This is a genomic window from Mesorhizobium intechi, from assembly GCF_002879535.1.
In the GTDB taxonomy this organism is placed as follows: Bacteria; Pseudomonadota; Alphaproteobacteria; order Rhizobiales; family Rhizobiaceae; genus Mesorhizobium; species Mesorhizobium intechi.
The window spans coordinates 1-22,132 of sequence record NZ_PNOT02000122.1 but is presented as its reverse complement, the minus strand read 5'-3'; the positions used below and the strand labels follow the sequence as shown (position 1 = coordinate 22,132).

General features: G+C 63.3%; 21 protein-coding genes. 10 read left to right on the top strand and 11 right to left on the bottom strand.

Features of this window, described 5'->3' with window-relative positions; translation table 11 throughout:
* Positions 1–7: 7 nt before the first annotated feature.
* The 3 genes from C1D09_RS11035 to folE form a co-directional block, all read right to left on the bottom strand.
* The gene (locus tag C1D09_RS11035) at positions 8–979 is read right to left on the bottom strand and encodes a patatin family protein (protein ID WP_143974292.1); all 972 of its coding nucleotides are present in this window, start codon (positions 977–979) and stop codon (positions 8–10) included.
* Between the two features lie 84 nt (positions 980–1,063).
* Positions 1,064–1,522, bottom strand: coding sequence for a phosphoribosyl-AMP cyclohydrolase (gene hisI / locus C1D09_RS11030; RefSeq protein ID WP_143974299.1), 459 nt, complete (start codon positions 1,520–1,522; stop codon positions 1,064–1,066).
* 111 nt (positions 1,523–1,633) lie between these two features.
* The gene (folE, locus tag C1D09_RS11025; RefSeq protein WP_140890395.1) at positions 1,634–2,269 is read right to left on the bottom strand and encodes a GTP cyclohydrolase I FolE; all 636 of its coding nucleotides are present in this window, start codon (positions 2,267–2,269) and stop codon (positions 1,634–1,636) included.
* A 240-nt stretch (positions 2,270–2,509) separates the two neighbouring features.
* On the opposite strand from folE, the gene C1D09_RS11020 reads away from it, so the two are divergent.
* Positions 2,510–2,956: an iron-sulfur cluster assembly scaffold protein gene (locus tag C1D09_RS11020; RefSeq protein ID WP_143974291.1), complete on the top strand. Its 447-nt coding sequence runs from the start codon at positions 2,510–2,512 to the stop codon at positions 2,954–2,956.
* Positions 2,957–3,107: 151 nt separating this feature from the next.
* On the opposite strand, the gene C1D09_RS11015 is transcribed toward C1D09_RS11020, so the two are convergent.
* Positions 3,108–4,025: a LysR substrate-binding domain-containing protein gene (locus C1D09_RS11015; RefSeq protein ID WP_143974290.1), complete on the bottom strand. Its 918-nt coding sequence runs from the start codon at positions 4,023–4,025 to the stop codon at positions 3,108–3,110.
* Between the two features lie 331 nt (positions 4,026–4,356).
* On the opposite strand from C1D09_RS11015, the gene yidD reads away from it, so the two are divergent.
* Entirely contained in the window at positions 4,357–4,731 is a 375-nt protein-coding gene (gene yidD / locus C1D09_RS11010) for a membrane protein insertion efficiency factor YidD (protein ID WP_143974289.1), read from the top strand.
* A 148-nt stretch (positions 4,732–4,879) separates the two neighbouring features.
* Positions 4,880–5,707, top strand: coding sequence for a class D beta-lactamase (blaOXA, locus tag C1D09_RS11005; protein WP_143974288.1), 828 nt, complete (start codon positions 4,880–4,882; stop codon positions 5,705–5,707).
* A 70-nt stretch (positions 5,708–5,777) separates the two neighbouring features.
* Here blaOXA and C1D09_RS11000 read toward each other — a convergent pair whose 3' ends face one another.
* Positions 5,778–6,614: an SAM-dependent methyltransferase gene (locus C1D09_RS11000; RefSeq protein ID WP_143974287.1), complete on the bottom strand. Its 837-nt coding sequence runs from the start codon at positions 6,612–6,614 to the stop codon at positions 5,778–5,780.
* Positions 6,615–6,879: 265 nt separating this feature from the next.
* Here C1D09_RS11000 and thrS point away from each other — a divergent pair, with 265 nt between their 5' ends.
* Both thrS and C1D09_RS10990 read left to right on the top strand, forming a co-directional pair.
* The gene (gene thrS / locus C1D09_RS10995) at positions 6,880–8,856 is read left to right on the top strand and encodes a threonine--tRNA ligase (RefSeq protein ID WP_143974286.1); all 1,977 of its coding nucleotides are present in this window, start codon (positions 6,880–6,882) and stop codon (positions 8,854–8,856) included.
* 81 nt (positions 8,857–8,937) lie between these two features.
* Positions 8,938–9,876: a lysophospholipid acyltransferase family protein gene (locus tag C1D09_RS10990; RefSeq protein WP_143974285.1), complete on the top strand. Its 939-nt coding sequence runs from the start codon at positions 8,938–8,940 to the stop codon at positions 9,874–9,876.
* 2 nt (positions 9,877–9,878) lie between these two features.
* Here C1D09_RS10990 and C1D09_RS10985 read toward each other — a convergent pair whose 3' ends face one another.
* A complete protein-coding gene (locus tag C1D09_RS10985; protein ID WP_143974284.1) occupies positions 9,879–10,841 on the bottom strand; it encodes a hypothetical protein in 963 nt (320 codons plus the stop codon).
* A gap of 155 nt (positions 10,842–10,996) precedes the next feature.
* Between C1D09_RS10985 and C1D09_RS10980 the strand changes: the two genes are divergently transcribed.
* Together C1D09_RS10980 and C1D09_RS10975 are read left to right on the top strand one after the other, a co-directional pair.
* Positions 10,997–11,581, top strand: coding sequence for a nitroreductase family protein (locus C1D09_RS10980; RefSeq protein WP_143974283.1), 585 nt, complete (start codon positions 10,997–10,999; stop codon positions 11,579–11,581).
* Entirely contained in the window at positions 11,582–12,190 is a 609-nt protein-coding gene (locus C1D09_RS10975) for a flavin reductase family protein (protein WP_143974282.1), read from the top strand.
* Between the two features lie 18 nt (positions 12,191–12,208).
* Here C1D09_RS10975 and C1D09_RS10970 read toward each other — a convergent pair whose 3' ends face one another.
* Positions 12,209–12,919, bottom strand: coding sequence for a TetR/AcrR family transcriptional regulator (locus C1D09_RS10970; RefSeq protein ID WP_143974281.1), 711 nt, complete (start codon positions 12,917–12,919; stop codon positions 12,209–12,211).
* A 144-nt stretch (positions 12,920–13,063) separates the two neighbouring features.
* Between C1D09_RS10970 and C1D09_RS10965 the strand changes: the two genes are divergently transcribed.
* Positions 13,064–13,738 (top strand): methyltransferase family protein, encoded by a 675-nt coding sequence (locus C1D09_RS10965; RefSeq protein ID WP_143974280.1) that lies wholly within the window; start codon positions 13,064–13,066, stop codon positions 13,736–13,738.
* A 165-nt stretch (positions 13,739–13,903) separates the two neighbouring features.
* Positions 13,904–15,805 carry a CASTOR/POLLUX-related putative ion channel gene (locus tag C1D09_RS10960; protein ID WP_143974279.1) on the top strand — a complete coding sequence of 634 codons (1,902 nt, stop codon included), beginning with the start codon at positions 13,904–13,906 and terminating at the stop codon, positions 15,803–15,805.
* Positions 15,806–15,824: 19 nt separating this feature from the next.
* On the opposite strand, the gene C1D09_RS10955 is transcribed toward C1D09_RS10960, so the two are convergent.
* Entirely contained in the window at positions 15,825–16,706 is an 882-nt protein-coding gene (locus C1D09_RS10955; protein WP_143974278.1) for an HpcH/HpaI aldolase/citrate lyase family protein, read from the bottom strand.
* On the bottom strand, positions 16,706–17,200 hold the full coding sequence (locus tag C1D09_RS10950; RefSeq protein WP_484177372.1) for a MaoC family dehydratase: 495 nt from the start codon (positions 17,198–17,200) through the stop codon (positions 16,706–16,708). Before C1D09_RS10950 ends, C1D09_RS10955 begins: the two co-directional genes overlap by 1 nt.
* 111 nt (positions 17,201–17,311) lie before the next feature.
* Between C1D09_RS10950 and C1D09_RS10945 the strand changes: the two genes are divergently transcribed.
* On the top strand, positions 17,312–18,436 hold the full coding sequence (locus C1D09_RS10945; protein ID WP_143974276.1) for a DUF2336 domain-containing protein: 1,125 nt from the start codon (positions 17,312–17,314) through the stop codon (positions 18,434–18,436).
* Here the strand turns inward: C1D09_RS10945 and C1D09_RS10940 are convergent.
* A complete protein-coding gene (locus C1D09_RS10940; RefSeq protein WP_143974275.1) occupies positions 18,433–20,499 on the bottom strand; it encodes an FUSC family protein in 2,067 nt (688 codons plus the stop codon). The genes C1D09_RS10945 and C1D09_RS10940 overlap by 4 nt on opposite strands.
* A gap of 44 nt (positions 20,500–20,543) precedes the next feature.
* On the bottom strand, positions 20,544–22,132 hold a 1,589-nt coding region (locus C1D09_RS10935; protein WP_143974274.1), incomplete at its 5' end, for a DNA topoisomerase IV subunit B.

The following is a 22,132-nucleotide window of genomic DNA, read 5'->3' as shown; positions in this document are numbered from 1 at the left end:
GCTGGCCTCAGGCGAGGACGGTCTGCAGCCGGGTCAGTTCGCCGATCTGTGCCATCGTCGCCTGATAGCCGAGTTGGATCGCTTCGTCGGCGCGATGGAATTCGGTGAGGCCAATATGGCTGAGTTTGGGCTGCAGTGACATATCTGGCGGATCGCCGGCCAGCCTGGCACGCGAGATGCGGTCCTGGATGATATTGAAAGCCTCGACCATTACGCCGGTGATGCCGAGGCGTGTCTGATGCGACTGGTGCCCGGTGTCGATCTGGCCCGGCCTTGCCGCGTCCTTTTCGACGACCAGTTCGCCGGCGCTGTGCTTGATCACGGCGGCACGGCCGAACAGGTCGTAATGGAGGTTGACCGCCACGACGAGCGGCTGCTCGTAGGCGCGGCAGACCGAAACCGGTACCGGATTGACCAGCGCGCCGTCGACCAGCATGCGGCCGTTGCAATTCACCGGCTCGAACACGCCGGGCAATGCGTAGGACGCGCGCATGGCTGTGATCAGCGAGCCGTGCGACAGCCAGATCTCGTGGCCGGTGCGGATTTCCGATGCGACGCTGACGAAAGGTCTTGGCAAGTCCTCGAAACGGACGCCCGCCACATGCTCGCGCAGACGGGCATCGAGTTTCATGCCGCCGAACAGGCCGCTGCCGCGCAGGTTGAGATCGAGCAGGCCAAAAATGCGCCGCTTGGTCAGGCTGCGGGCGAACTCTTCCAGCTCATCCAGTTTGCCGGCGAGATAACAGCCGCCCACCAGCGCGCCGATCGAGGTGCCGGCGATCATCGAAACTTCGATGCCAGCTTCGTCGAGCGCGCGAAGCACGCCGATATGAGCCCAGCCTCTGGCGCAACCACCGCCCAAAGCGAGCGAAATGCCTGTTTTCTTGGGAGGTTTCGTTTCGGACGCGCCGCCGGGAGAGGTCAGGCCGTTGGCCTCCCTGACATCCGGTCTGTTACGCAATGACGCCCACTCGAGCATCATGATCTCCCTTGTCCCACATCACTCATATCAGAAGGATGTTTGAGAATAGTGAACATAAGTGGTTCGTGAGTATGGAATGGTTCACAGAGGCTTCCGATACGTGATTTCCGCATCGAACAGCGGCTTGCTGCCGTCGTCAACAAGCGTCCCCTTGCCGTCGACAAGCCCCACCGTCCGATAAAAGCAAGAACGCCTGCCGGTGTGACAGGTTGCGTCGTGGCCCAACACTTTGACGCGCAGCCACAATGCATCCTGATCGCAGTCGGTGCGCATCTCGACGACATGCTGGAAATTGCCCGAGGTTTCGCCCTTCTTCCAAAGTGCACTGCGCGAGCGCGACCAGTAGTGGGCGATGCCGGTTTCCAGTGTCAGCGCCAAGGCTTGCGCATTCATATGCGCAACCATAAGCAGCATGCCGTCTTCCGCATCGGTGACGACGACGGTGACAAGGCCGACGGAGTCGAAGCGCGGCGAAAACACCGCGCCTTCCTCCAGGGCTTTCTTGTCCGATGGAGTTTTGGGAAATTCCAGTGCCGACATCGCCGGTAGATCTTCCTGTTTGACCACTATCTCTGGACAAACGTTTCCGTTTGTCCGCGAAAACCGGTCGGCGTTTTTCGGGATCATGGCCTAGCGATATCGGCCTAGACGTTATGCCCCGCCGCCGCGAACCATGGTGACGAAACGAACCTGCTCCTCGGGCGTGTCCTTGAAAACGCCGGTGAAAGTGGAGGTGAGGGTGGTGGATCCCTGCTTGCGGATGCCGCGCATGGCCATGCACATGTGCTCGGCCTCGATCATGACAGCGACGCCGCGCGGATTGAGCACATCCTGGATGACGCCGGCGATCTGCGCGGTCAGCGCCTCCTGCGTCTGCAGGCGATGGGCGAAGATATCGACGACACGTGCGATTTTGGACAGGCCGACGACCTTGCCATCCGGCAGGTAGCCGACATGCGCCTTGCCGATGATCGGCACCATGTGGTGCTCGCAATGCGAATGGAACTGGATATCCTTGACGATGACGAGATCGTCGTAGCCGGCGACCTCCTCGAAGGTGCGGCCGAGTTCGTCGGCCGGGCACATGTCATAGCCGCCGAACATCTCGCGGTAGGCCTTGGCAACGCGCTTGGGTGTGTCGATCAGCCCCTCGCGGTCCGGATTGTCACCGGTCCAGCGCAGCAATGTCCGCACGGCGGCCTCGACCTCCGCCTCGCTCGGCCGGTCGGTGACCGGCTTTTCCATGTAGGCGGCCTGGGGCATGAGTTTCTTGATGACGGCATCCATAAAAGGCGTCTCCCGTAGTTCCTCTCCAAGGAGGAACGAGTTGAACGGACCACGACCTTTCGGTGTCGGAAACTCGCCCCGTTTCCAGCCCCGCAAGCGGCGTGAACTTCCCGGCCAGGACATCGGCGCCCATCGCCTTGTCGTTACCGGACTGCCGGCATTATATAAGGTCGTAGCGAGCGAAAGGAAGACGCAGCAGCGGCAATCGCTGTTCGCTTGGCGGCGACGGATTGGAAAATAATGATCAACGATGTCTACAACGCGAAAATTCTCGGTTTTGCCGGAAACATCGCCCGCATCGGCCGGCTCGACCATCCGGACGCGACCGCCAAGGCGCATTCCAAGCTGTGCGGTTCGACCGTTACCGTCGATCTCAAGATGGAGGACGGGGTGGTCACCGATTTCGCCCACGACGTGAAGGCCTGCGCGCTCGGCCAGGCGTCGTCCTCGATCATGGCGCAGCACGTCGTCGGCGCGAGCGCCGAGGAATTGCGCACGGTGCGCGAAGCGATGCTGAGAATGCTGAAAGAGAACGGCGCACCGCCGGAAGGGCGCTTCGCTGACCTCAAATATTTGGAGCCGGTGCGCGACTACAAGGCACGGCATGCCTCGACCATGCTGACCTTTGACGCCGTGGTCGACGCCATCGGCCAGATCGAGAAGAAGCGCGCCGAACAAGCGGCCTGATCTTGCCATTTTGTGGCGCGAGGTCGTCCTCACATTCCACCGGCACAGGACACAACGGGCGGGCGTCCGGCAGTCGGCGTAAACGACATCGACACGCTTCTCGAAAAATACAACAAGGCAAAGTCGCGGGAGCTCCGGCTCGGGAACCGGCTTAGTCCTTTGCTTCCAATGTCCGTCTGCTTTCGGCAAATTCGCTTCTGACCCAGTCGGCGAACGCCGCCGCCGGCTCGGAAAGCTCCTTCAAGCTCCTGGCCACCAGCCAGTAGCCGCCGGACGCAACGTCGATGTCGAACGGCTTGACCAGCGCGCCCGTTTCGAGCTCCTTGCCGATCTGCAAGAGATCGCCCAACGCCACGCCATGTCCGAGCAGGGCCGCCTGCTTTGAAAGCGATATGTCCGCCAGCATCGGCCCCCGCGCGGGCACTGCATCGGCGGGCACGCCGGCGGCTTCGAACCAGCGCGTCCAGCCCTGGCGATTTTCCTCATGCAAAAGTGTGTAGCGGGCAAGGTCGATCGGCTTCTCGAGGGGAGGGCCCGAGGCGAGCAGCGCCGGCGACAAAACCGGTGAATCGACCGTGGAGGCAAGCCGCTCTGCCTGGCTGCGGGGCCAGGAGGTCGCGTTGGCGCTGAAGCGCAAGGCAAGCTCGGGTTGATCGCTGCGGAATTCGATCAGCCTGGCATCGACTTCGAGGGACACGTCGATATCGGGCCGCAACTGGCGAAACCGGTTGAGCCGGGGCACCAGCCAGACGGAGGCAAGCGACGGCTCGACGCTGACACGAACCACGGACTGCGCCGGGGCTGCCACCAACTCGCCGAGCAGCCGATCGATGGCGTCGAAACTTCTGACAAGCTGATCAAGCAGCCGGCGGCCGGTGTCGGTGAGTTCGACACGGCGATGGTGACGTTCGAACAAGGGCTGGCGCAGGAAGGTTTCAAGTTCGCGGATCTGGCGGCTGATCGCCGCCTGGGAAACGAAAAGCTCCTCCGCGGCCTTGCTGAAGCTCAGGTGCCGGCCCGCCGCCTCGAAACTCCTCAATGCCGTTAAAGGCAGCCGCCCGCGCTTCATTCGCATAACCCAGGATTATCCGAAGTGGAAATTATACTCGTTTGAGGGCCAAGGCCAGCGGCGGTCTAATCGCGTCAAAGGAGACCGACCATGATCCAGTTCCTGAGCATCTTTGGCGATGTGATGCGGGTCGCAACGTTCCAATGGCGTGACGAAAGACACCGCGCAAGGTGTGGCGAAGAGCCTGTCCGCCACGGCCGCTGGGCGCCTCCGGTTGACAGGCTGCCGTCTCGTCGCTCCCGCCCATGACTGCACAGGGGACAGAGGCGGGGATTGCGTTCTCCCGACGAAGCTCACATCTATCGCAGGGAAACGCGATACGGAGACTGCGGTGCACGACCGGCATGGGCATGCCCATACTGTCAGACCGCCGGGGCGGGGGCGCAACTGGCCCGGCCCGTGGCGCAAGACGCCTGGCCGTTTGCTTGGCACTTCGTTCGTACGTCTCTATCAACTGACTTTATCCGGTTTTGTCGGCAATTCGTGCCGGCATCTGCCGACCTGTTCCGAGTACGCGCATGAGGCGATCGCCCGCCATGGCCTGTGGGCCGGCGGCTGGATGGGGTTTTTCCGCGTGCTGCGCTGCGGACCATTCGGCACGCACGGCATCGACCTGGTGCCGGAAGTGCTGGCCGACCGTTATGTCTGGTTCATGCCCTGGCGGTACTGGCGGATCGGCCGCAAGCGCGCCGAAACGGGCGCATAACCGAGCCGGCCACACATTTGGCGGCACTGCATGTTTACGATCCGGTAGGGTTAACGCAAGCCTGCACAAAGACTGCGCATTTGAGACAAAATCGAGACAAGAGACCTCGCTAAGCCCGCTCGCGAACACCCTTCTGGAGCGAGCACCAATGCGTAACATCGACCGTCTTCCCTTTATCCTGGCCGGAGTCCTCTTCCTGCTCGCCTGGCTGCTGGGGTTCCCGATGCGCGCGCAGTCGGCGCCGCTTGGGGATGTGCAGTGCACGCTTATCACTGACGCGGCGACCGGCAAGGTGCTTTACCAGGACGGCACCTGCGACCAGCGGTTCAGCCCGGCCTCGACGTTCAAGGTGCCACTTTCGCTGATCGGCTATGACGCCGGGATCCTGAGCGACGAGCACACGCCGAGTTGGGACTACAAACCCGAGTTCGCGGCCGTGAAGCGGGACCAGAAGACAGTCGACCCGACGATCTGGGAAAAGGATTCGATCCTCTGGTATTCGCGTGAAATCACTCGCAAGCTTGGACCGGAGAGCTTTGCCGGCTATGTCTCGAAACTCGACTATGGCAACAAAGACGTTTCCGGCAATCCCGGCAAGAATGACGGGCTTACCCATTCCTGGGTCAACTCCTCGCTCAAGATCACGCCGGTCGAGCAGGTCGATTTCCTGCGCAAGCTGCTGGCGCGCAAGCTCCCGGTCTCGGCCAGGGCCTACGACATGACGTCAGCCATCATCCCGACATTCCAGGCCGGAGGCTGGACGGTGCAAGGCAAGACCGGCAGCACAAGGCTGGCCAATGATGCCGACAAGATCAGGGACAAACGTTCGCTCGGCTGGTTCGTCGGCTGGGCGAAAAAGGACGGCCAAGAGATCGTCTTTGCCCGCCTGGTCGTCGATGCCACCCGCACCGATATGCCAAAAGGCCTCAAGACGCGGGCGGCGTTTCTGAAAGACCTGCCGTTGCTGGTGAAATGAGCCTTGTTTTTCCGCAATTCCAAGGGAAAGCGCTCAGCGCTTTTCCCGGGCACGCTTTTCCTGGAATTGCTTAAGCGCTTCGGCGCGCGCGGATGATGTGGCCGCCGGAAGTGTTCGTCATTTCCTTCGGGGCCTCGGAAAAACGGGCGGCGATATCGCCGCTCTCGATATCTTCAATCTCGTCGAGGCCGAGCTCGCCCAGGGATTTCGCCAGCTCGGCCGGAACGAAGAAGCTGATCCATGGCTCCCCGACAGATGCGACGCGGGCCGCATGGAAGGCCAGCGCCGCCTGTCCCGCCGCGTCGCGGTTCGTCGCCGGTTCGCTGTAGTCGAACACGACCTCCGAGCCGGGGACACTCGCTATCCAGGACAAGGTTCTGAAGATCGCTTCCTTCGTCAGGTAGGGAACGACCCCCAGCCAGATGAAGAAACTCGGCGCGGTCGACTGCAAACCGGCCGCGGCCAGTTCCGCCGACAGGCTTTGCCGCTCGAAATCGACCGGCACGAATCTCGCGGCGAGAGGCTCGGCGAGACCGCTATCGGCAATGCATTTACGTTTCCAGGCTTGCGTGGCCGGGTGATCGACTTCGAACACGCCGAGGTAGGGATACGGATTGCGCAGCGAAAACGTATCGAGGCCGGCGCCAAGCACGACGAGTTGGCGGACACCGCGATGCACCGCGGCCGCCAGCCAGTCCTCGGCGAAGCGGGCGCGCGCTGCCACGAACAGACGCATGCGCCGGCTGCGTTCGTCTTCCCCTTCAAGCTCGCGCCCCGAGGGCGCGGCTTCACCCAGAATCGCGATCGCGTAGGGATCGCGAAACAGCTCCGCCTGCGGCGAAAATTGATGCAGAGCCCTCATGCGGGCGACGCCAAGGGCGGTTCGGCTGGGTGTTGCGTTGTCCATAGCGACAATTCCAGACGATTGCGGCGATGTTCGCAAGCCTGGGCGGAGGGCTGCGACATCTCTGCCGACATTTCCTGACGGCCGGACAGTCAGCACTCTTTACCTGGCACGGCGCTGCCTCTAAAACCCGCGCTGCCGTTTGTCCATGTTATTGGCGCATCCGGTTTTATCGTGTGCATGCCGTAACCCCAGGACCGTCATACATTTCTGGGTGACATGCATTTCACCACCCGCGCTCGTTTGCGGGACTGGATAGGAGAACCATATGCTGAATTCCGTTTCCCTGACATTTCCCGATGGCTCCGTCCGCGACTACGACGCGGCGATGACCGGTGCCGGCCTTGCCGAATCGATCTCGAAGTCGCTGGCCAAGAAGGCCGTCGCCTACGCCATTGATCGCACCGTGCGTGACCTCTCCGACCCGCTCGGCAAGTCCGGCAAGGTCGAGATCATCACCCGCGACGATGCGCGCGCTCTCGAGCTCATCCGCCACGACACGGCGCATGTGCTGGCGGAAGCCGTGCAGGAATTGTGGCCGGGAACGCAGGTGACCATCGGACCGGTGATCGAGAACGGATTCTACTACGACTTCGCCCGCAACGAGCCGTTCACTCCGGACGACTTTCCGGTGATCGAGAAGAAGATGCGCGAGATCATCGCGCGCAACAAGCCGTTCACCAAGGAAGTGTGGTCGCGCGACAAGGCGAAAAAGGTCTTCGCCGACAAGGGCGAGCGCTACAAGCTTGAACTGATCGACGCCATTCCCGAGGATCAGGACCTCAAGATCTATGCGCAAGGCGACTGGTTCGACCTCTGCCGTGGCCCGCACATGGCCTCGACCGGCCAGATCGGCAACGCCTTCAAGCTGATGAAGGTGGCCGGTGCCTATTGGCGCGGCGATTCGAACAACCCGATGCTGACGCGCATCTACGGCACGGCCTGGGCCGACCAGGCGCAGCTCGAGGCCTACCAGACGATGCTGGAGGAGGCCGAGAAGCGGGACCACCGCAAGCTTGGGCGGGAGATGGACCTGTTCCATTTCCAGGAAGAGGGGCCGGGCGTCGTCTTCTGGCACGCCAAGGGCTGGAAGATGTTCCAGAATCTGGTCAACTACATGCGCCGCCGGCTCGACGAGCAGGGCTACCAGGAGGTCAACGCGCCGCAGGTGCTCGACAAGAGCCTATGGGAGACCTCAGGCCATTGGGGCTGGTATCGCGATGCCATGTTCAAGGTGACGGTGGCCGGCGACGATACGGACGACGACCGCGTCTTCGCGCTGAAGCCGATGAACTGCCCGGGCCATGTGCAGATTTTCAAGCATGGGTTGAAGTCATATCGCGATCTGCCCGTAAAACTTGCCGAATTCGGCAATGTGCACCGCTACGAACCGTCGGGCGCGCTGCACGGTCTGATGCGCGTGCGCGGCTTCACGCAGGATGATGCGCATATCTTCTGCACCGAGGAGCAGCTGGCGTCGGAATGCCTGCGCATCAACGATTTGATCCTGTCGACCTATGCCGATTTCGGCTTCGACGAAATCAGCGTCAAGCTGTCGACGCGGCCGGACAAGCGTGTCGGCACCGACGAGGCCTGGGACCATGCCGAGGCGATCATGGGCAGCGTGCTGGAGACCATAAGGACGCGGTCCGGCAATCGGATCAAGACCTCGATCAATCCGGGCGAGGGCGCCTTCTATGGGCCGAAGTTCGAATATGTGTTGAAGGACGCCATCGGCCGGGAATGGCAATGCGGCACCACGCAGGTCGATTTCAACCTGCCGGAACGCTTTGGCGCCTTCTACATCGGCTCGGATTCGGAGAAGAAGCAGCCGGTCATGGTGCATCGCGCCATCTGCGGTTCGATGGAGCGCTTCCTCGGCATCCTGATCGAGAATTATTCCGGCCATTTCCCGCTGTGGTTCGCACCGCTGCAGGTGGTGGTGGCAACGATCACATCGGAGGCGGACAGCTACGCGACCGAGGTGGTGGCAAAGCTGAAGGCCGCCGGCATGCTGGCGGAAGCCGATCTGCGCAACGAGAAGATCAACTACAAGGTTCGCGAACACTCGCTGGCCAAGGTGCCGGTCATCCTCGTCTGCGGCAAACGCGAGGCGGAGGAACAGACGGTCAACATCCGTCGGCTCGGCTCGCGCGACCAGGAGTCGCTTGGCCTCGCCGAGGCGATCGCGCAACTGGCCGAAGAGGCAGTTACGCCGGACCGCAGGCGCAAACGCGCGGCCTGATCCCATAGTCCCGGGAATGGCGGTGGAGCGATCCACCGCCATTTTCATATCCCTGTCACGGCAACCTTGTACCGAGCCCTCATGCTCAAGCTGAAGACGCGCGAAAAACCGTTTCCCGAGCTTTCCTATGCCAATCCGCGACAGCCGGCGCTGACGCGCTGGGTCATCCATTCCATTGAAGGCCTGTCAGGGCGCGACCGCTATGCCGCGCTCTATGATTTCTGGCGCCGCCAGGTGGTGCCATCAGGCGAGCGCGTGTTCAGCCGCATGCTCGACCTGATCGAGGTGCGGATACGCAGCGCCGACCAATGGCCGCCCGCGCCATTACCGGACACGCCGCTGGTGATCGTGGCCAACCATCCGTTCGGCATCGGCGACGGCATTGCCGTGTTGTCGCTGGCGGAGCAGCTCGGGCGGCCGTTCAGGGTGATGATCCACAAGGATCTGCTCAAGATCCGCGAGATGGAGCCCTATTCGCTGCCGATCGACTTTTCCGAGACCAAGGAAGCGCTGAAGAACAACATCGCCGTCCGCCACGAGGCGGTGCGGCTGCTGAAGGAGGGTGTCACCATCGTGGTGTTCCCCGCCGGTGGCGTCGCCACCGCGCCGAAAGGCTTTGGCCGGGCGCGCGACCTGCCATGGAAGATGTTCCCGGCGCGTCTCGTGCAGGATGCCAAGGCCTCCGTCATTCCGATGCATTTTTCCGGACAGAATGGCAGGCTGTTCCATCTGGTCAGCGGGCCGATGAACATGGCCGATCGCGATGGCCGCGTGGCCAAATTCGTCGGCAAGGCTTCGCTGACCCTGCGCCTTTCGATGCTGATCCACGAATTCGCGCGGCTGTCCGGCAAGGCGATCGACGTGCGCGTCGGCGACGTTCTGAGCTGGAGCCACCTGGAGCCGCTGCGCGACCGCAAGGCATTGCTCGACCGGCTTTACCGCGGTGTGTTCGACCTAGCGCCGCAAGTGCCGCGCCGCCGGATTCCGTTCCTGCCGGCGCGGACGAAACTGGCAGCCTGAGGCTAGTCCGCGCCTTCTTCGGGGTCCATGGCCGCGGCTTCGGACGCCAGAACCTCGATTTCCTGGTTCTGACCGGCCACCACCGTGAAATCCTTCTGGTAGATGCGGTCGCGGTTCTTGGCGATGATGGTGTAGTCACCCTCGGCAAGCACCATCGAGGCGAAGGCGCCGACGGTCTCCTTGATCGGATCGCCGGATTCGTTGAGCAGTGACCATGACGTGTCGGCGATGGCTTCGCCGCCGGTTTCGCGTACCAGCTTCATGGTGATCTCGGCGGCATGATGCTCGACGGTGGCTTCGGTCAGCTTGCCGGCCTCGACGCGGATGTCGGAGCGGATTACCGCATTGACCGCACCGTAGGTCGAGACGACATGGTAGATGCCGGCATTGAGCCGCACGACGCTGTTGGGCTCGACATCGGGAATGATCAGCGCGCGGTCGCCATTGGCCTCGGCCGTGCCTTCATAGATCGAGAAACGCAGTTTTTTCGGGGGAATTCGCACGCCGCCGGACAGAACCGCGTCGAGCTTCAGGCCGCCGGCGTCGAGCACGAGGCTTTCCCGCTTGGCTTCCTTGCCGACAGTGATGCGCTTGGTGGCACCGGCGCGGCCATACGAGGCATGGACCAGATAGCTGCCGGGCTCGAGCTGGAAGACGGCGCTGCCGCCATGCGCGGAGGCCACCATCGGCAATTTGCCGTTGACGGCTTCGGGCTTGAAGACACGCCAGACCAGGCCACGGGTGATGTCGGTGCCCTTGTCGGTCAGCTGCGCCGACAAAGTAATGGCGCCACCGCCGCCAAGCGCCAGCGGGGCTTCGCTCTTGGGCGTCGCGTAGCTCGAAATTCCGGGGAGTTTCAGGTCGCCCACGCCATCCTTTTCCTGCGCAGCAGCCAGGGAGACCGGCAGCATGAACAGCGCGGCGCAGAGCCAGACCAGGAAAAGACGCAGTCGCCCCTCAAACATGCCTTGCGTTGAAGCCCATGGCGGTGGCAATTTCAAGGCTTAAGAGTCCGATCCGCGGACTCTTGAGCCTGGCGCTGGCGCGCCTTTGCCCGAGCCGCCCGAATTCTCGATGGTGCGCTTCAGCTCAAAACAGAGTGTTCAGGAGACTTGCGCCCATGGCGTCGCCGATCATCGACTTCCTGCTGACCCGAAATTCAGCACCGATTCCGGACCTCAAGGCGCCAGCGCCTAGCGATGCCGATATCGCAACGATGATTGCTGCTGCCACGCGCGTCCCTGACCATGGCCGGCTCGAACCCTGGCGTTTCATCCTCTATCGCGGCGATGCCCGTGTCGAGATCGGCAAGAAGCTGGCGGCGCTTGCCGAACAGAGGGAAGGGCCGCTGCCCGAGGGCCGCCGCAACCAGGAATTGGCGCGCTTTTCGCGCGCGCCGCTGGTGATTGGCGTGGTGTCGGTGCCGAAGGAGAACCCCAAGATCCCGCAATGGGAGATGTTCCTGTCCGGCGGCATGGCGGCGATGAACCTGATGATCGCAGCCAATGCGCTGGGCTATGGCACAAACATGATCAGCAACTGGTATTCCGACGTGCCGGAGGGCAGGGCGATCCTTGGACTGGCGCCGCAGGAGCGCATCGTCGGTTTCATCCATATCGGCTCCTATGCGGGCCCGGCGCCGGAGCGGCCAAGGCCCGATCCGGCAAAGCTCTATGCCGATTACTCAGGGCCCTGGGCGGGCTGAATGTTCTACGAGCCGTCCAAGGGGCACGGGCTGCCGCATGATCCGTCGAAGGCGATCGTGGCGCCGCGGCCGATCGGCTGGATATCGACGCTGAATGGGGCAGGCGAGATCAACCTGGCGCCATACTCCTTCTTCAATGCCGTTTCGACGCGACCCTTCATCGTCTGGTTCTCCTCGGAGGGCGAGAAGGACAGCGCTACCTTTGCCCAGGAGACCGGCGAGTTCGTCGCCAATCTGGTCAGCCGCGATCTCGCGGAGAAGATGAATTATACGTCCGTCAACGCGCCGCGCGGCGTCAACGAGTTCGTCTATGCCGATCTCGCCATGGCGCCTTCGCGTCTGGTGAAGCCGCCGCGCGTGGCGGCCGCGCCTGCCGCGCTGGAATGCCGGGTGACGGAGGTGTTTCGCCCGAAGGCGCTGGATGGAACGCCGACGAGCGCCGTCGTTGTCGCCGGTGAGGTGGTCGGCGTGCATATTGACGACGCTTTCCTGAAAGACGGCCTGTTCGACATCACCAAGGCCGGCAATGTGGCTCGGCTCGGCTACATGGACTACGCCAGCGTCGACGAGGTCTTTTCGATGCGCCGGCCACGTTGGGGCAAAGAGTAGGGTTCTGGACCTGGCAAGTCACCGCGCCTTGTCGGCTTTCCGTCGGGCCGTCATGACGGCTCTGATATAGCCGGGTTCTCCGATCCGTATGCTGCCGTCGGGAAGGCCGAGGATGCGGTCGAGAGCGATTTCGTAGAGCCTGACGCGTTTTTCCAGGACTTCGATCGCGACCTCCATATCGGCATCGCTGCCGCCGGCAATCGCCTTGGCGACGACATCGTGCGTGGCCAAGCCGAACTGCATGACAATATCAGCCACACCCTCCGGATCGAAGGTCCTGAAGGTGCCGTCTTCGACACCTTGCCGAATGATCTTGACCAGCAGGGGCGAAAACGACGCGTTGGCTGCCAGGTTGATGCGATGGAAAAGCACCAGGTTCTCCGGCCGGAACATCGTTTCGAAAAGAGCCCAGGCCTCCGCCGCGGTCTCGATCTTGGCCTGCCGAGACTGGCTGAGCAGGCTGTTCAGCCGGCCAAGCGGGTCGAGGCCGGGATCATCAAGTATACCCTGGACCCCAGCCAGCGCCTGCCGCGCGAAACGGTCGGCCAAGGCTTCCAGAAGAGCCTCCTTGGAGGGGAAGTAGTGATAGAAGGCACCCTTCGAGATGCCGGCGGAGGCTATCACGTCGTTGAGGCTCGCTCTGTCGTAGCCCTGCGTCAGGAACAGGGCCTGGGCATGGTCCAGAATGTCTTCTCGCCTGATCTCTGGATGCTTGATGACACGGGGCATGACCAGATCTTCTGCACGCGACGGCTGTTCCCGTCCAGCACTCATATCAGATAGTCCGCTTGAAATATAGACCGCCGGTCGGTATGATAGACCATTGGTCTATTTCAACCAATGGGGCGAAGGGCATAACGTGGAAGGTCGATCATGATCGCGAAATTGGTGGTTCAGACATTCATCTGGTTCGGCGTCATGGGCGCCTTGCTCTTCCTGTCGGCCGGAACGGTGCATTGGCCAGGGGCATGGGTCTATCTGATCGTGATGATGGGGCTCAGCCTCACCATGGGGGTGGCGCTGGCGCGGCGCGATCCGGGCCTGATGAACGAGCGGTTGAGTCCTCCCATCCAGAAGGATCAGACCCCGGCCGACAAGGTCCTCCTCTCCATACTTCTCATCGGCATCTTCGGCTGGCTGAGCTTCATGGGATTCGACTTCCGTTTCGGCTGGTCGCCGGTCCCGTTCTGGGCGCAGGCGGTCGGCGCGATGGTCATGGTGGTCGGCATCTGGATCTGCTACCTGACCATGCTAGAGAACAGTTTCGCGGCACCCGTGGTGAAGATCCAGGACGAACGCGGACAGCACGTCATCACCACGGGCCCCTACAGCTACGTTCGTCACCCGATGTATGCCGGCGCCATCCTCTTCTTCGCCGGCACGGCACTCCTGCTTGGCTCCTGGTGGGGGCTGGTATCGGTGCTCGCGTTCGTCGTTCTCCTGGCCATCCGCACCTTCATCGAGGAGAAGACGCTGCGCACCGGCCTGCGCGGCTATGACGACTACACAACGCGGGTGCGCTATCGCCTGATCCCGATGGTCTGGTAGCAGCGACCCCAGAGACGCGTGCGGCAGGTTCGCCTCTCCGCGGCTTCCTTAGCCGTGGCCGCGCGAAAACGATTCCCCTTCCTCTGAACACACGCTAAGAGAGCGGCTTCGGCGATGCGTTGGGCTGGCGCATCGACCTTGGAATAGTGCGGGGGCACCAGTGGCATGAAGAGACGAGACACGCTGGGAACCCGGCTGCGCTACGGCTTCGACAAGAGCATGGCCGCCGGCCCGATCGCGCTGATCGGCTGGCTTGCGGTCGTTTCCCTGCTGATCATCGTCGCCGCGGCGGCTTTCCTTGCGGTGACCCGCATCGCGCCGGAAGGCGGCGAGCCGCTGAACTTTTTCGAAGCGTTCTGGGAATCGCTGATGCGCACGCTCGATTCCGGGACGATGGGCGGCGACACCGGCTGGGCCTTCCGCATCGTCATGCTGGTCGTCACGCTTTCCGGCATCTTCGTCGTGTCTGCCCTCATCGGCGTGCTCAGCGCCGGCGTCGACAGCAAGCTCGATGAATTGCGCAAGGGCCGTTCGCGCGTCCTGGAGGCCGATCATACCATCATCCTCAACTGGTCGCCGTCGATCTTCGACGTCATCTCCGAGCTCGTCATCGCCAATGCCAGCCGCCGCCGTCCGCGCATCGTCGTCATGGCCAATATGGACAAGGTCGCGATGGAGGACGAAATCACCGCCAAGGTCGGCAAACTGGGCAACACGCGCATCATCTGCCGCAGTGGCGATCCGACGGATCTCTATGATCTGGCCATCGTCAATCCGCAGACTTCGCGGTCGGTCATCGTTCTGTCGCCGGACGGTGACGATCCGGATTCGCAGGTCATCAAGACGGTGCTGGCGCTGGTCAACGACCCGAGCCGGCGCACCGACCCCTATAACATCGCCGCCGAAATCCGCGACGGCAAGAATGCCGAGGTCGCCCGCGTCGTCGGCGGGGCCGAGGTGCAGCTCGTGCTGGCCGATCAGCTGATCTCGCGCATCGTCGTGCATTCGAGCCGACAGTCGGGCCTGAGCGGCGTCTATTCGGAGCTGCTCGACTTCGACGGCTGCGAGATCTATACGACGGCGCAGCCGGAACTCACCGGCAAGACCTTCGGCGAGGCGGTGATGGCCTATGAGCATTGCACGCTGATCGGGCTTTGCGACCATAAGGGGCACGTCAATCTCAACCCGTCGTCGGAGCTGGTAATCGACAAGGACATGCGCGCCATCATCATCGCCGAGGACGATGCCGCGATCAGGTTCGGCAGCACTGCGATCCAGATCGATGCAGCGGCGATCCGCGGGCCACAGCCTGTCGAGGCGAAGCCGGAGCGCACGCTGATCCTCGGCTGGAACCGGCGCGGGCCTATCATCACCTATGAACTGTCGCGCTATGTCGCGCCTGGTTCGATCCTGACCATCGCCGCCGATACGCCTGGCCTCGAGCAGGAAGTTGCCGGACTGCCGGTCGCCGGCGACAATCTGTCGGTTTCCTGCCGCATCACCGACACGTCGAGCAGCACGGCGCTTTCGAGCCTGGACGTGCCTTCCTTCGACCACGTGCTCGTCCTCGGCTATAGCGAAACCATGGCCGCGCAGCCGGCCGACACGCGCACGCTGGTGACATTGCTGCATCTGCGCAAGATCGCCGATGATGCCGGCCTGCACATCTCCATCGTCAGCGAGATGATCGACGTGCGCAACCGCGAGCTTGCGGCGGTAACCAAGGCCGATGATTTCGTCGTCAGCAACCGGTTGGTCAGCCTGATGCTGGCGCAGGCCTCCGAGAACCCGTATCTGGCCGCGATCTTCGATGATTTGCTCGACGAGCAAGGCTCCGAAATCTACATGCGCCCAGTCGCCGATTATGTCGCCATCGACCAGCCCTTGACCTTTTGGACGATCGCGGAATCGGCGCGGCTGCGCGGCGAGATCGCCATAGGCTACCGGCGCATCCGCGCCGGGGATGCCGACCAGCGGGCGCTGGGCGGCGTCACCGTCAATCCCCTGAGGTCGGAAGCGCTGGCCTACCTGCCCGAAGACCGGATCATCGTGCTGGCGCGGGACTGACGAGCAAAGGCTCGCCAGACTAAACGGAGATCCCTGCCGCCTTCGCGCGCGCCAGCAGCCGTTCGGCCAGCCGCAGGTGCGGGCGGTCGAACATTTTGCCGTCAATGCCGATGACACCGGGATTTCCCGCGGCCTCGAACGCCGCGACGATCGCCGCCGACCGCTTCACCGCCTCGGCCGAGGGCGTGAAGGCGGCGTTGATGACGGGCACCTGATCGGGGTGGATGGCCATCTTGCCGGTGAAGCCGTCGCGTTCGGCCTCCGCGCATTCCGCGGCGAAGGCAGCCATGTCGCGAAAGTTCGGGAACACGGTGTCGATCGCCGCGACCTCAGCGGCACCCGCCGCCAGGATGGTCGTCAGGCGAGCGTGGCGGAACACGTCGGTGTAGCGGCCGTGCTCGTCGCGGGCCGTGCGTGCGCCGACCGCCGCGGACAGATCTTCCGCGCCCCAGGTGAGGCCGGCGAGCCGTGCGCTCGCGCCGGCATAGCTCGCGGCGGCGAGTACACCCGCCGGGGTTTCGGTGATGATCGGTACAATCTTGATGGTGGCGTCGGACAGGCCGTTCTCGGCCTCCCGGACCCTAAGCCTTGCCGAGAGCTGCTGGACATCCTGGCCGCTGTTGGATTTCGGCAGCATGACCCCGTCCGGCTTCACCGGAACGAGCGCGGCAAGATCATCATCCGTCAATCCCGTCGACAGATCGTTGACCCTGATATAGATCGCCGAGCCGATCTGCCCCCTGCGTTCGGCGATAAAGCGTGCCGCGACCACGCGCGCCGTCGCCTTGTTCTGCGGCGCCACGGAATCTTCGAGGTCGACGATGACGACGTCGGCGCCGGCGCCGAATCCCTTTTCCAGCTTTCGCTCGGAATCGCCGGGAACGAACAGCAGCGAGCGCATCAGGCGGTCTTCTTCAGCATCATCGCTTGCCTGGTGCACTTGGCGACCAGGTCGCCATGCTGGTTGTAGGCGCGGTGCTCGAATTCGACGATGCCGCGATCCGGCTTCGATTTCGATTCCCGCACCGAGATGACAGTGGTCTCGACGCGGATGGTGTCGCCGTGGAAGACCGGATGCGGAAACACCGTTTCCTTCATGCCGAGATTGGCGACCGTCGTGCCGACCGTGATGTCGTTGACCGAAATGCCGATCATCAGGCCGAGCGTGAACAGCGAGTTGACCAGCGGCTTGCCCCATTCGCTCCTGGCGGCGAAATCGAAGTCGATATGAAGCGGCTGCGGGTTCAGCGTCATCACCGAAAACAGCATGTTGTCGCTCTCGGTCACGGTCTTGCGCAGCGTGTGCTGGAAGACATGGCCGACGACGAATTCCTCGAGATGTAGGCCGGCCATCTTCAGTCTCCTGCGCTGATTGACGGTTGATAGGCGCTGCATCCGGCGGTCGCAAGCCAGTTAATGAACATGGTGAACCGTTCGTAAACCATTTCTGCCTACCGTCTTCAGCGGGGCCGGAAGCCTTCCGGCAAGGGGCGTAAGCAGACTGGCATGGTTGTTGTTTCGCATTTCCTGAAATGGATCTACACGGCAAGAGTGTCCGAGCGCGCGGCCGCGGCCAACGCGCTGGCCCGGGCCTATGTCAATTCCGAATTGCCGTTCGAGGACCGCTGCGCCGCTGAGGCGGCGCTGACGCTGCTGCTCGACGATGCTTCGTCGAAAGTGCGGCTGGCGATGGCCGAAGCGCTCTCCATGAGCCACCATGCGCCGCTGCAGATCATCAGCGCGCTGGCGTCCGACCAGCCGGAAGTCGCCGGCGTGGTGCTGGCGCGCTCACCGCTGCTTACCGATGCCGATCTGATCAACCGCGTGGCGGCGAGCCAGAAGGCAACGCAGAAGTTGATCGCCGACCGTCCTGTTGTCTCGATGGCGCTGTCGGCGGCAATCGCCGAGATCGGCGAGTCTGAAGCCTGCGCGGTGCTGCTCGCCAACAGCGGCGCCAACATCGCGTCGCTGAGCTTCCGTCGCATGGCCGAACGCCATGGGCATCTGCCGCTGGTGCGCGAGGCGCTGATTTCGGATATCAGGCTGCCTGCCGACTGCCGGCACATGCTGCTCATCAAGCTCGGCGAGACTTTGAAGACATCGCCGCTGGTCATGGCATTGATGGGCGCCGCGCGAGCCGATCGCGTCCTGCGGGACGCCTGCGTCAAGGCCTCGGTGACGCTGATCGAGGGCACGCGCCAGGAAGAACATGCCGCGTTGATCGAGCATCTCAGGCTGCGCGGCGATCTCACCGCGGGCTTCCTCATCCGCACGATCGCGCATGGCAAGGTCGATTTCTTCGGCTCCACGCTGGTGGCACTCGGCCAGATGTCCGAACCGCGCGTGAGGGCGCTGCTGGCCGGCGGCCACGATGTCGCCTTGCAGGCGCTGTTTCGCAGCGCGGGCCTGGCTGCGGCAACACATGCGATCATCCTGCGTGCGCTGAAGATCTGGCGCGAGGTCGCCAACGGCAAGCGTGTCGCCGGCGTGCAGGAAGTCAGCTGGCTTATGCTCAAGGAGTTGGGCGGGCAGTCCGCGGAGGGCGATCTCGCCGCCCTGGTCAAGTCGATCCATCTCGATGCGCTGCGCGAAAACGCACGCGGTCATGCGCTGGCGATAGCGGCGGCCTAGCCTCGGTCTTTCGCGAAAAAGTCCGGAAAATCCTCCATCGCGGCGGCAATGATGCGCAGGGATGCCGCGATCTGCAGCGTGTCGCCGGTGGCGTTGCGCCGGGCGATGCTCGCAGCATACTGCCGGGCGACAGCGACGGTGGCTGTGTGCGGATCACCCGGAGCGCGGAAAAGCAGTTCGCGCGCCAGCCCCCTCAGGAAATTGGCAATCGAAAGCGAGGTTTCGGACGGGATGGCATGGTTTTGGCTCGCGCCGCGCAGCCTAAGGATCTCCAGGCCGACCGTCACTGCGGCAACGCCGCCGCCCAGCGCCGCCTCGCCCTTCCTGCCGGAGTTCTGTACCAGCGGCATCAGCTGGTTGATCCGGTCATAGGCGAGGCTTTCGAAGGCCGAACGCCTCGGCACGCGCTCGTGCAGGCAAAGCCGTGCCAGATCCTCGCGCATGGCCCGTACGATCCGGTTTGCCGCGAGCCACGGATCGGCGGGCAGCACGGCAACGAATACGCCGATCGCCAGCAGAATGCCGACCAGCACGGACGCCGAGCAGGCGAAGAACGGGCCGGGATCGTAGGTCATCGCCTGATGCGGGCTGAGGAAAGCGAGGAAGTTGATGGCGAAGGCCGTGGCGACGCCGACATAGCGCGGATTGGCCATGCCCAGCGCCGTCGGCACCAGGATAGGCACGACAAACAGGACGAACCAGCCAAAGCCGGGCAGGGCGGGCAACGCTATCTGGCCTATGAGAAAGGCAAAGGGCAAGGCAAGCAGCGTTCCCCTGAAAAAGCCCCAGGACACCTGCACTGGATCGGGGCGGGCGGCAAAAAGGCTGGATACAACGGCGACGAGAATGACCGTGCCCGCCGCCTCGGACCATTTCGTCGTCAACCAGAAGGCCGCGACCAGCAAGGTGGCAAGGGCAGCGCGCACGGCATTGCGCGATGCACCGGGGTAGTCGCGGTGCACCACCAGGGCAGGCTGCCTGCTGGCGCGGCCGGTGCGGGTGACCGGTGAACGCAAGGCATCGAGCCCGCGCAGCACCTGCTTGAGCGCCTCGGCGAAATCGGCGGCGATGGTGAGGCGGGTGATGGTGCCAACCCTGTCGTCACCCTGATCGACCGAGGCATCGGGCAGTTGCCGGGCCTTGGCCGCGATCGCGTCGAGCCGTTGCACCCAGGGTGCCGTGTCGTCCAGTGCGCCGGGCTTTGCCGCCAAATCACCGACAAGGGCCTGCAATTCCGAACGCACCGGGATGAGGACGGCGTTTTTCGGAGCGGCGTGCGAATGCAGCGCGCGTGCCGCCGACAGGGCCGAGAGCAATTGTCCGATGGTGCGCCGCACGGGGTGGGCACGTGGCGCGAAGCTCGGCGCTTCCAGCCTGGCATAGGCGCGCATCTCGCCCAGTGTCTGGGTGTCCGCGACGAGTTTGCGATGCAGTGCGGAAAGTGTCGCTGTATCACCTCCCGAGAAGGCACCTGCGGCATAGGTGGCAAGGTCTAGAATGCAGCGCTTCAGCCGCGAAATGATGGCATCGCTGGCCAGTTTCGGCAGGATCAGCCTGCTGGTCACGCCGGCGCAGACGATGCCAAGCACGATTTCCGCGCAACGGGCGACAGCGAGATCGACGACCAGGTGCGGCTGTCCGAAGGCAGGCAGGCCGATGATCATCGCCGTGTAGCCGGCAAGTGCCGCACCATAGGCTTCGGGATTGCGCAGCAACGAGGAGACGAAGGTGCAGATGCCGATCCAGACGGCGAGCACCGTCACCAAAACCCATGGGTTGGTGCCGAAGATCGTGGTGATGCCGATCGCCGCCAGCCCGCCCGCCAGCGTGCCGAGCAACCGGTAGAACCCCTTCGCCAGCACCATGCCCGCGACAGGCTGGGCGACGATGAACACCGTCATCATCGCCCATTGCGGGTGGTCGAGCTTGAGGGCATAGGCGGCGAGCAACGCGATCAGGCCGGCCGAAACGGTGCGCAGGGCAAAAATCCAGTCCGAGCGCGTCGGCTGCGTCAACCCGGCCAGACTCGTCTCGAAATAGGCTTTCAGCCGCGCCCAGGTCACATGCCGGTCTCCTTATCGGAAGCGCAAGCTAAACTGGCCAGCAGCTAGATATCCAGCACTTCCGTCTCGGCGAATTCGGCACGTTCCTGGATGAAGCGGAAGCGGGCTTCGGGCTTGGTGCCCATCAGCGCGTCGACCGCGTCCTTCGTCGCTGCCTCGGCGTCGATCACATCGACCCGCAGAAGCGTACGCTTCCTCGGATCCATTGTGGTCTCCTTGAGCTGCGAGGCCATCATCTCGCCCAGGCCCTTGAAGCGGCCAAGCTCGACCTTGCCGCGTCCGGTGAATTCGGTGCGCAGAAGCTCATCCTTGTGTGCGTCGTCGCGGGCGTAGGCGACCTTGCCGCCTTGCCGGATCGAATAAAGCGGCGGCACCGCCAGATAGAGATGGCCGCCACGCACCAGTGCGGGCATCTCCTGGTAGAAGAAGGTGATCAGCAGCGAAGCGATATGGGCGCCGTCGACATCGGCGTCGGTCATGATGATGACCCGGTCGTAGCGCAGATCCTCGTCGCGGTACTTTGATCGCGTGCCGCAGCCGAGTGCCTGGATCAGGTCCGATATCTGCTGGTTGGCGGCCAGCTTGTCGTTGCCGGCACTGGCCACGTTGAGGATCTTGCCGCGCAGCGGCAATACGGCCTGGCTGGCACGGTCGCGTGCCTGCTTGGCCGAGCCGCCGGCGGAGTCACCTTCGACGATGAACAGTTCGGCACCGGCAGCAGCATTCTGCGTGCAGTCGGCGAGCTTGCCCGGCAGGCGCAATTTGCGCACCGCGCTTTTGCGCGACACTTCCTTTTCCTGGCGCCGGCGCACCCGCTCGTCTGCGCGCGCGATCACCCATTCCAGCAGTTTCGAGGCTTCCTGCGGATTGTCGGCCAGCCAATGATCGAACGGATCGCGGATCGCGGTCTCGACGATGCGGATCGCCTCGATCGTCGCCAGCCTGTCCTTGGTCTGGCCGACGAATTCCGGCTCGCGGATGAACACCGACAGCATGCCCGCCGCCGAGATCATGACGTCCTCGGAGGTGACGATGGACGCGCGCTTGTTGCCAACGAGATCGGCATAGGCGCGCAAGCCCCGGGTCAGCACGTTGCGGAAGCCGGCTTCATGCGTGCCGCCTTCGCCGGTCGGGATGGTGTTGCAGTAGGAATTGATGAAGCCGTCGCCGCCGAACCAGGTCACCGCCCATTCGAGCGAGCCATGGCCGCCTTGCTTTTCGCTTTTTCCCGCGAAGATTTCGCGGGTGACCTGAAAGTCGTCGCCGAGCGACGCCTTGAGATAGTCCTTCAGGCCGCCAGGGAAATGGAACTCCGCCTTGGCCGGCGTCTGGTCCTTTTCCTTGATCAGCGAGGGATCGCAGGTCCAGCGGATTTCCACCCCGCCGAACAGATAGGCTTTCGATCGCGTCATGCGGTAGAGCCGCGCCGGTTCGAAGGCCGCGCCCTTGCCGAAGATCTGCTCGTCGGGATGGAAGCGGATTTTCGTTCCGCGCCGGTTGTGGACCTCGCCAAGCTGCTCCAGGCCGCTTACCGGAATGCCACGCGAAAAGCGTTGGCGATACAGCTGGCGGCCACGCGCGACCTCGACTTCGAGATGATCCGACAGCGCGTTGACCACGGAAACGCCGACGC

Bases quoted from the DNA above. Each gene is read 5' to 3' on its own strand.
- C1D09_RS11035 (WP_143974292.1), bottom strand. From the start codon at position 979: ATGCTCGAGTGGGCGTCATTGCGTAACAGACCGGATGTCAGGGAGGCC.
- hisI (WP_143974299.1), bottom strand. From the start codon at position 1,522: ATGTCGGCACTGGAATTTCCCAAAACTCCATCGGACAAGAAAGCCCTG.
- folE (WP_140890395.1), bottom strand. From the start codon at position 2,269: ATGGATGCCGTCATCAAGAAACTCATGCCCCAGGCCGCCTACATGGAA.
- C1D09_RS11020 (WP_143974291.1), top strand. From the start codon at position 2,510: ATGATCAACGATGTCTACAACGCGAAAATTCTCGGTTTTGCCGGAAAC.
- C1D09_RS11015 (WP_143974290.1), bottom strand. From the start codon at position 4,025: ATGAAGCGCGGGCGGCTGCCTTTAACGGCATTGAGGAGTTTCGAGGCG.
- blaOXA (WP_143974288.1), top strand. From the start codon at position 4,880: ATGCGTAACATCGACCGTCTTCCCTTTATCCTGGCCGGAGTCCTCTTC.
- C1D09_RS11000 (WP_143974287.1), bottom strand. From the start codon at position 6,614: ATGGACAACGCAACACCCAGCCGAACCGCCCTTGGCGTCGCCCGCATG.
- thrS (WP_143974286.1), top strand. From the start codon at position 6,880: ATGCTGAATTCCGTTTCCCTGACATTTCCCGATGGCTCCGTCCGCGAC.
- C1D09_RS10990 (WP_143974285.1), top strand. From the start codon at position 8,938: ATGCTCAAGCTGAAGACGCGCGAAAAACCGTTTCCCGAGCTTTCCTAT.
- C1D09_RS10985 (WP_143974284.1), bottom strand. From the start codon at position 10,841: ATGTTTGAGGGGCGACTGCGTCTTTTCCTGGTCTGGCTCTGCGCCGCG.
- C1D09_RS10980 (WP_143974283.1), top strand. From the start codon at position 10,997: ATGGCGTCGCCGATCATCGACTTCCTGCTGACCCGAAATTCAGCACCG.
- C1D09_RS10975 (WP_143974282.1), top strand. From the start codon at position 11,582: ATGTTCTACGAGCCGTCCAAGGGGCACGGGCTGCCGCATGATCCGTCG.
- C1D09_RS10970 (WP_143974281.1), bottom strand. From the start codon at position 12,919: ATGCCCCGTGTCATCAAGCATCCAGAGATCAGGCGAGAAGACATTCTG.
- C1D09_RS10965 (WP_143974280.1), top strand. From the start codon at position 13,064: ATGATCGCGAAATTGGTGGTTCAGACATTCATCTGGTTCGGCGTCATG.
- C1D09_RS10960 (WP_143974279.1), top strand. From the start codon at position 13,904: ATGAAGAGACGAGACACGCTGGGAACCCGGCTGCGCTACGGCTTCGAC.
- C1D09_RS10955 (WP_143974278.1), bottom strand. From the start codon at position 16,706: ATGCGCTCGCTGCTGTTCGTTCCCGGCGATTCCGAGCGAAAGCTGGAA.
- C1D09_RS10950 (WP_484177372.1), bottom strand. From the start codon at position 17,200: ATGCAGCGCCTATCAACCGTCAATCAGCGCAGGAGACTGAAGATGGCC.
- C1D09_RS10945 (WP_143974276.1), top strand. From the start codon at position 17,312: ATGGTTGTTGTTTCGCATTTCCTGAAATGGATCTACACGGCAAGAGTG.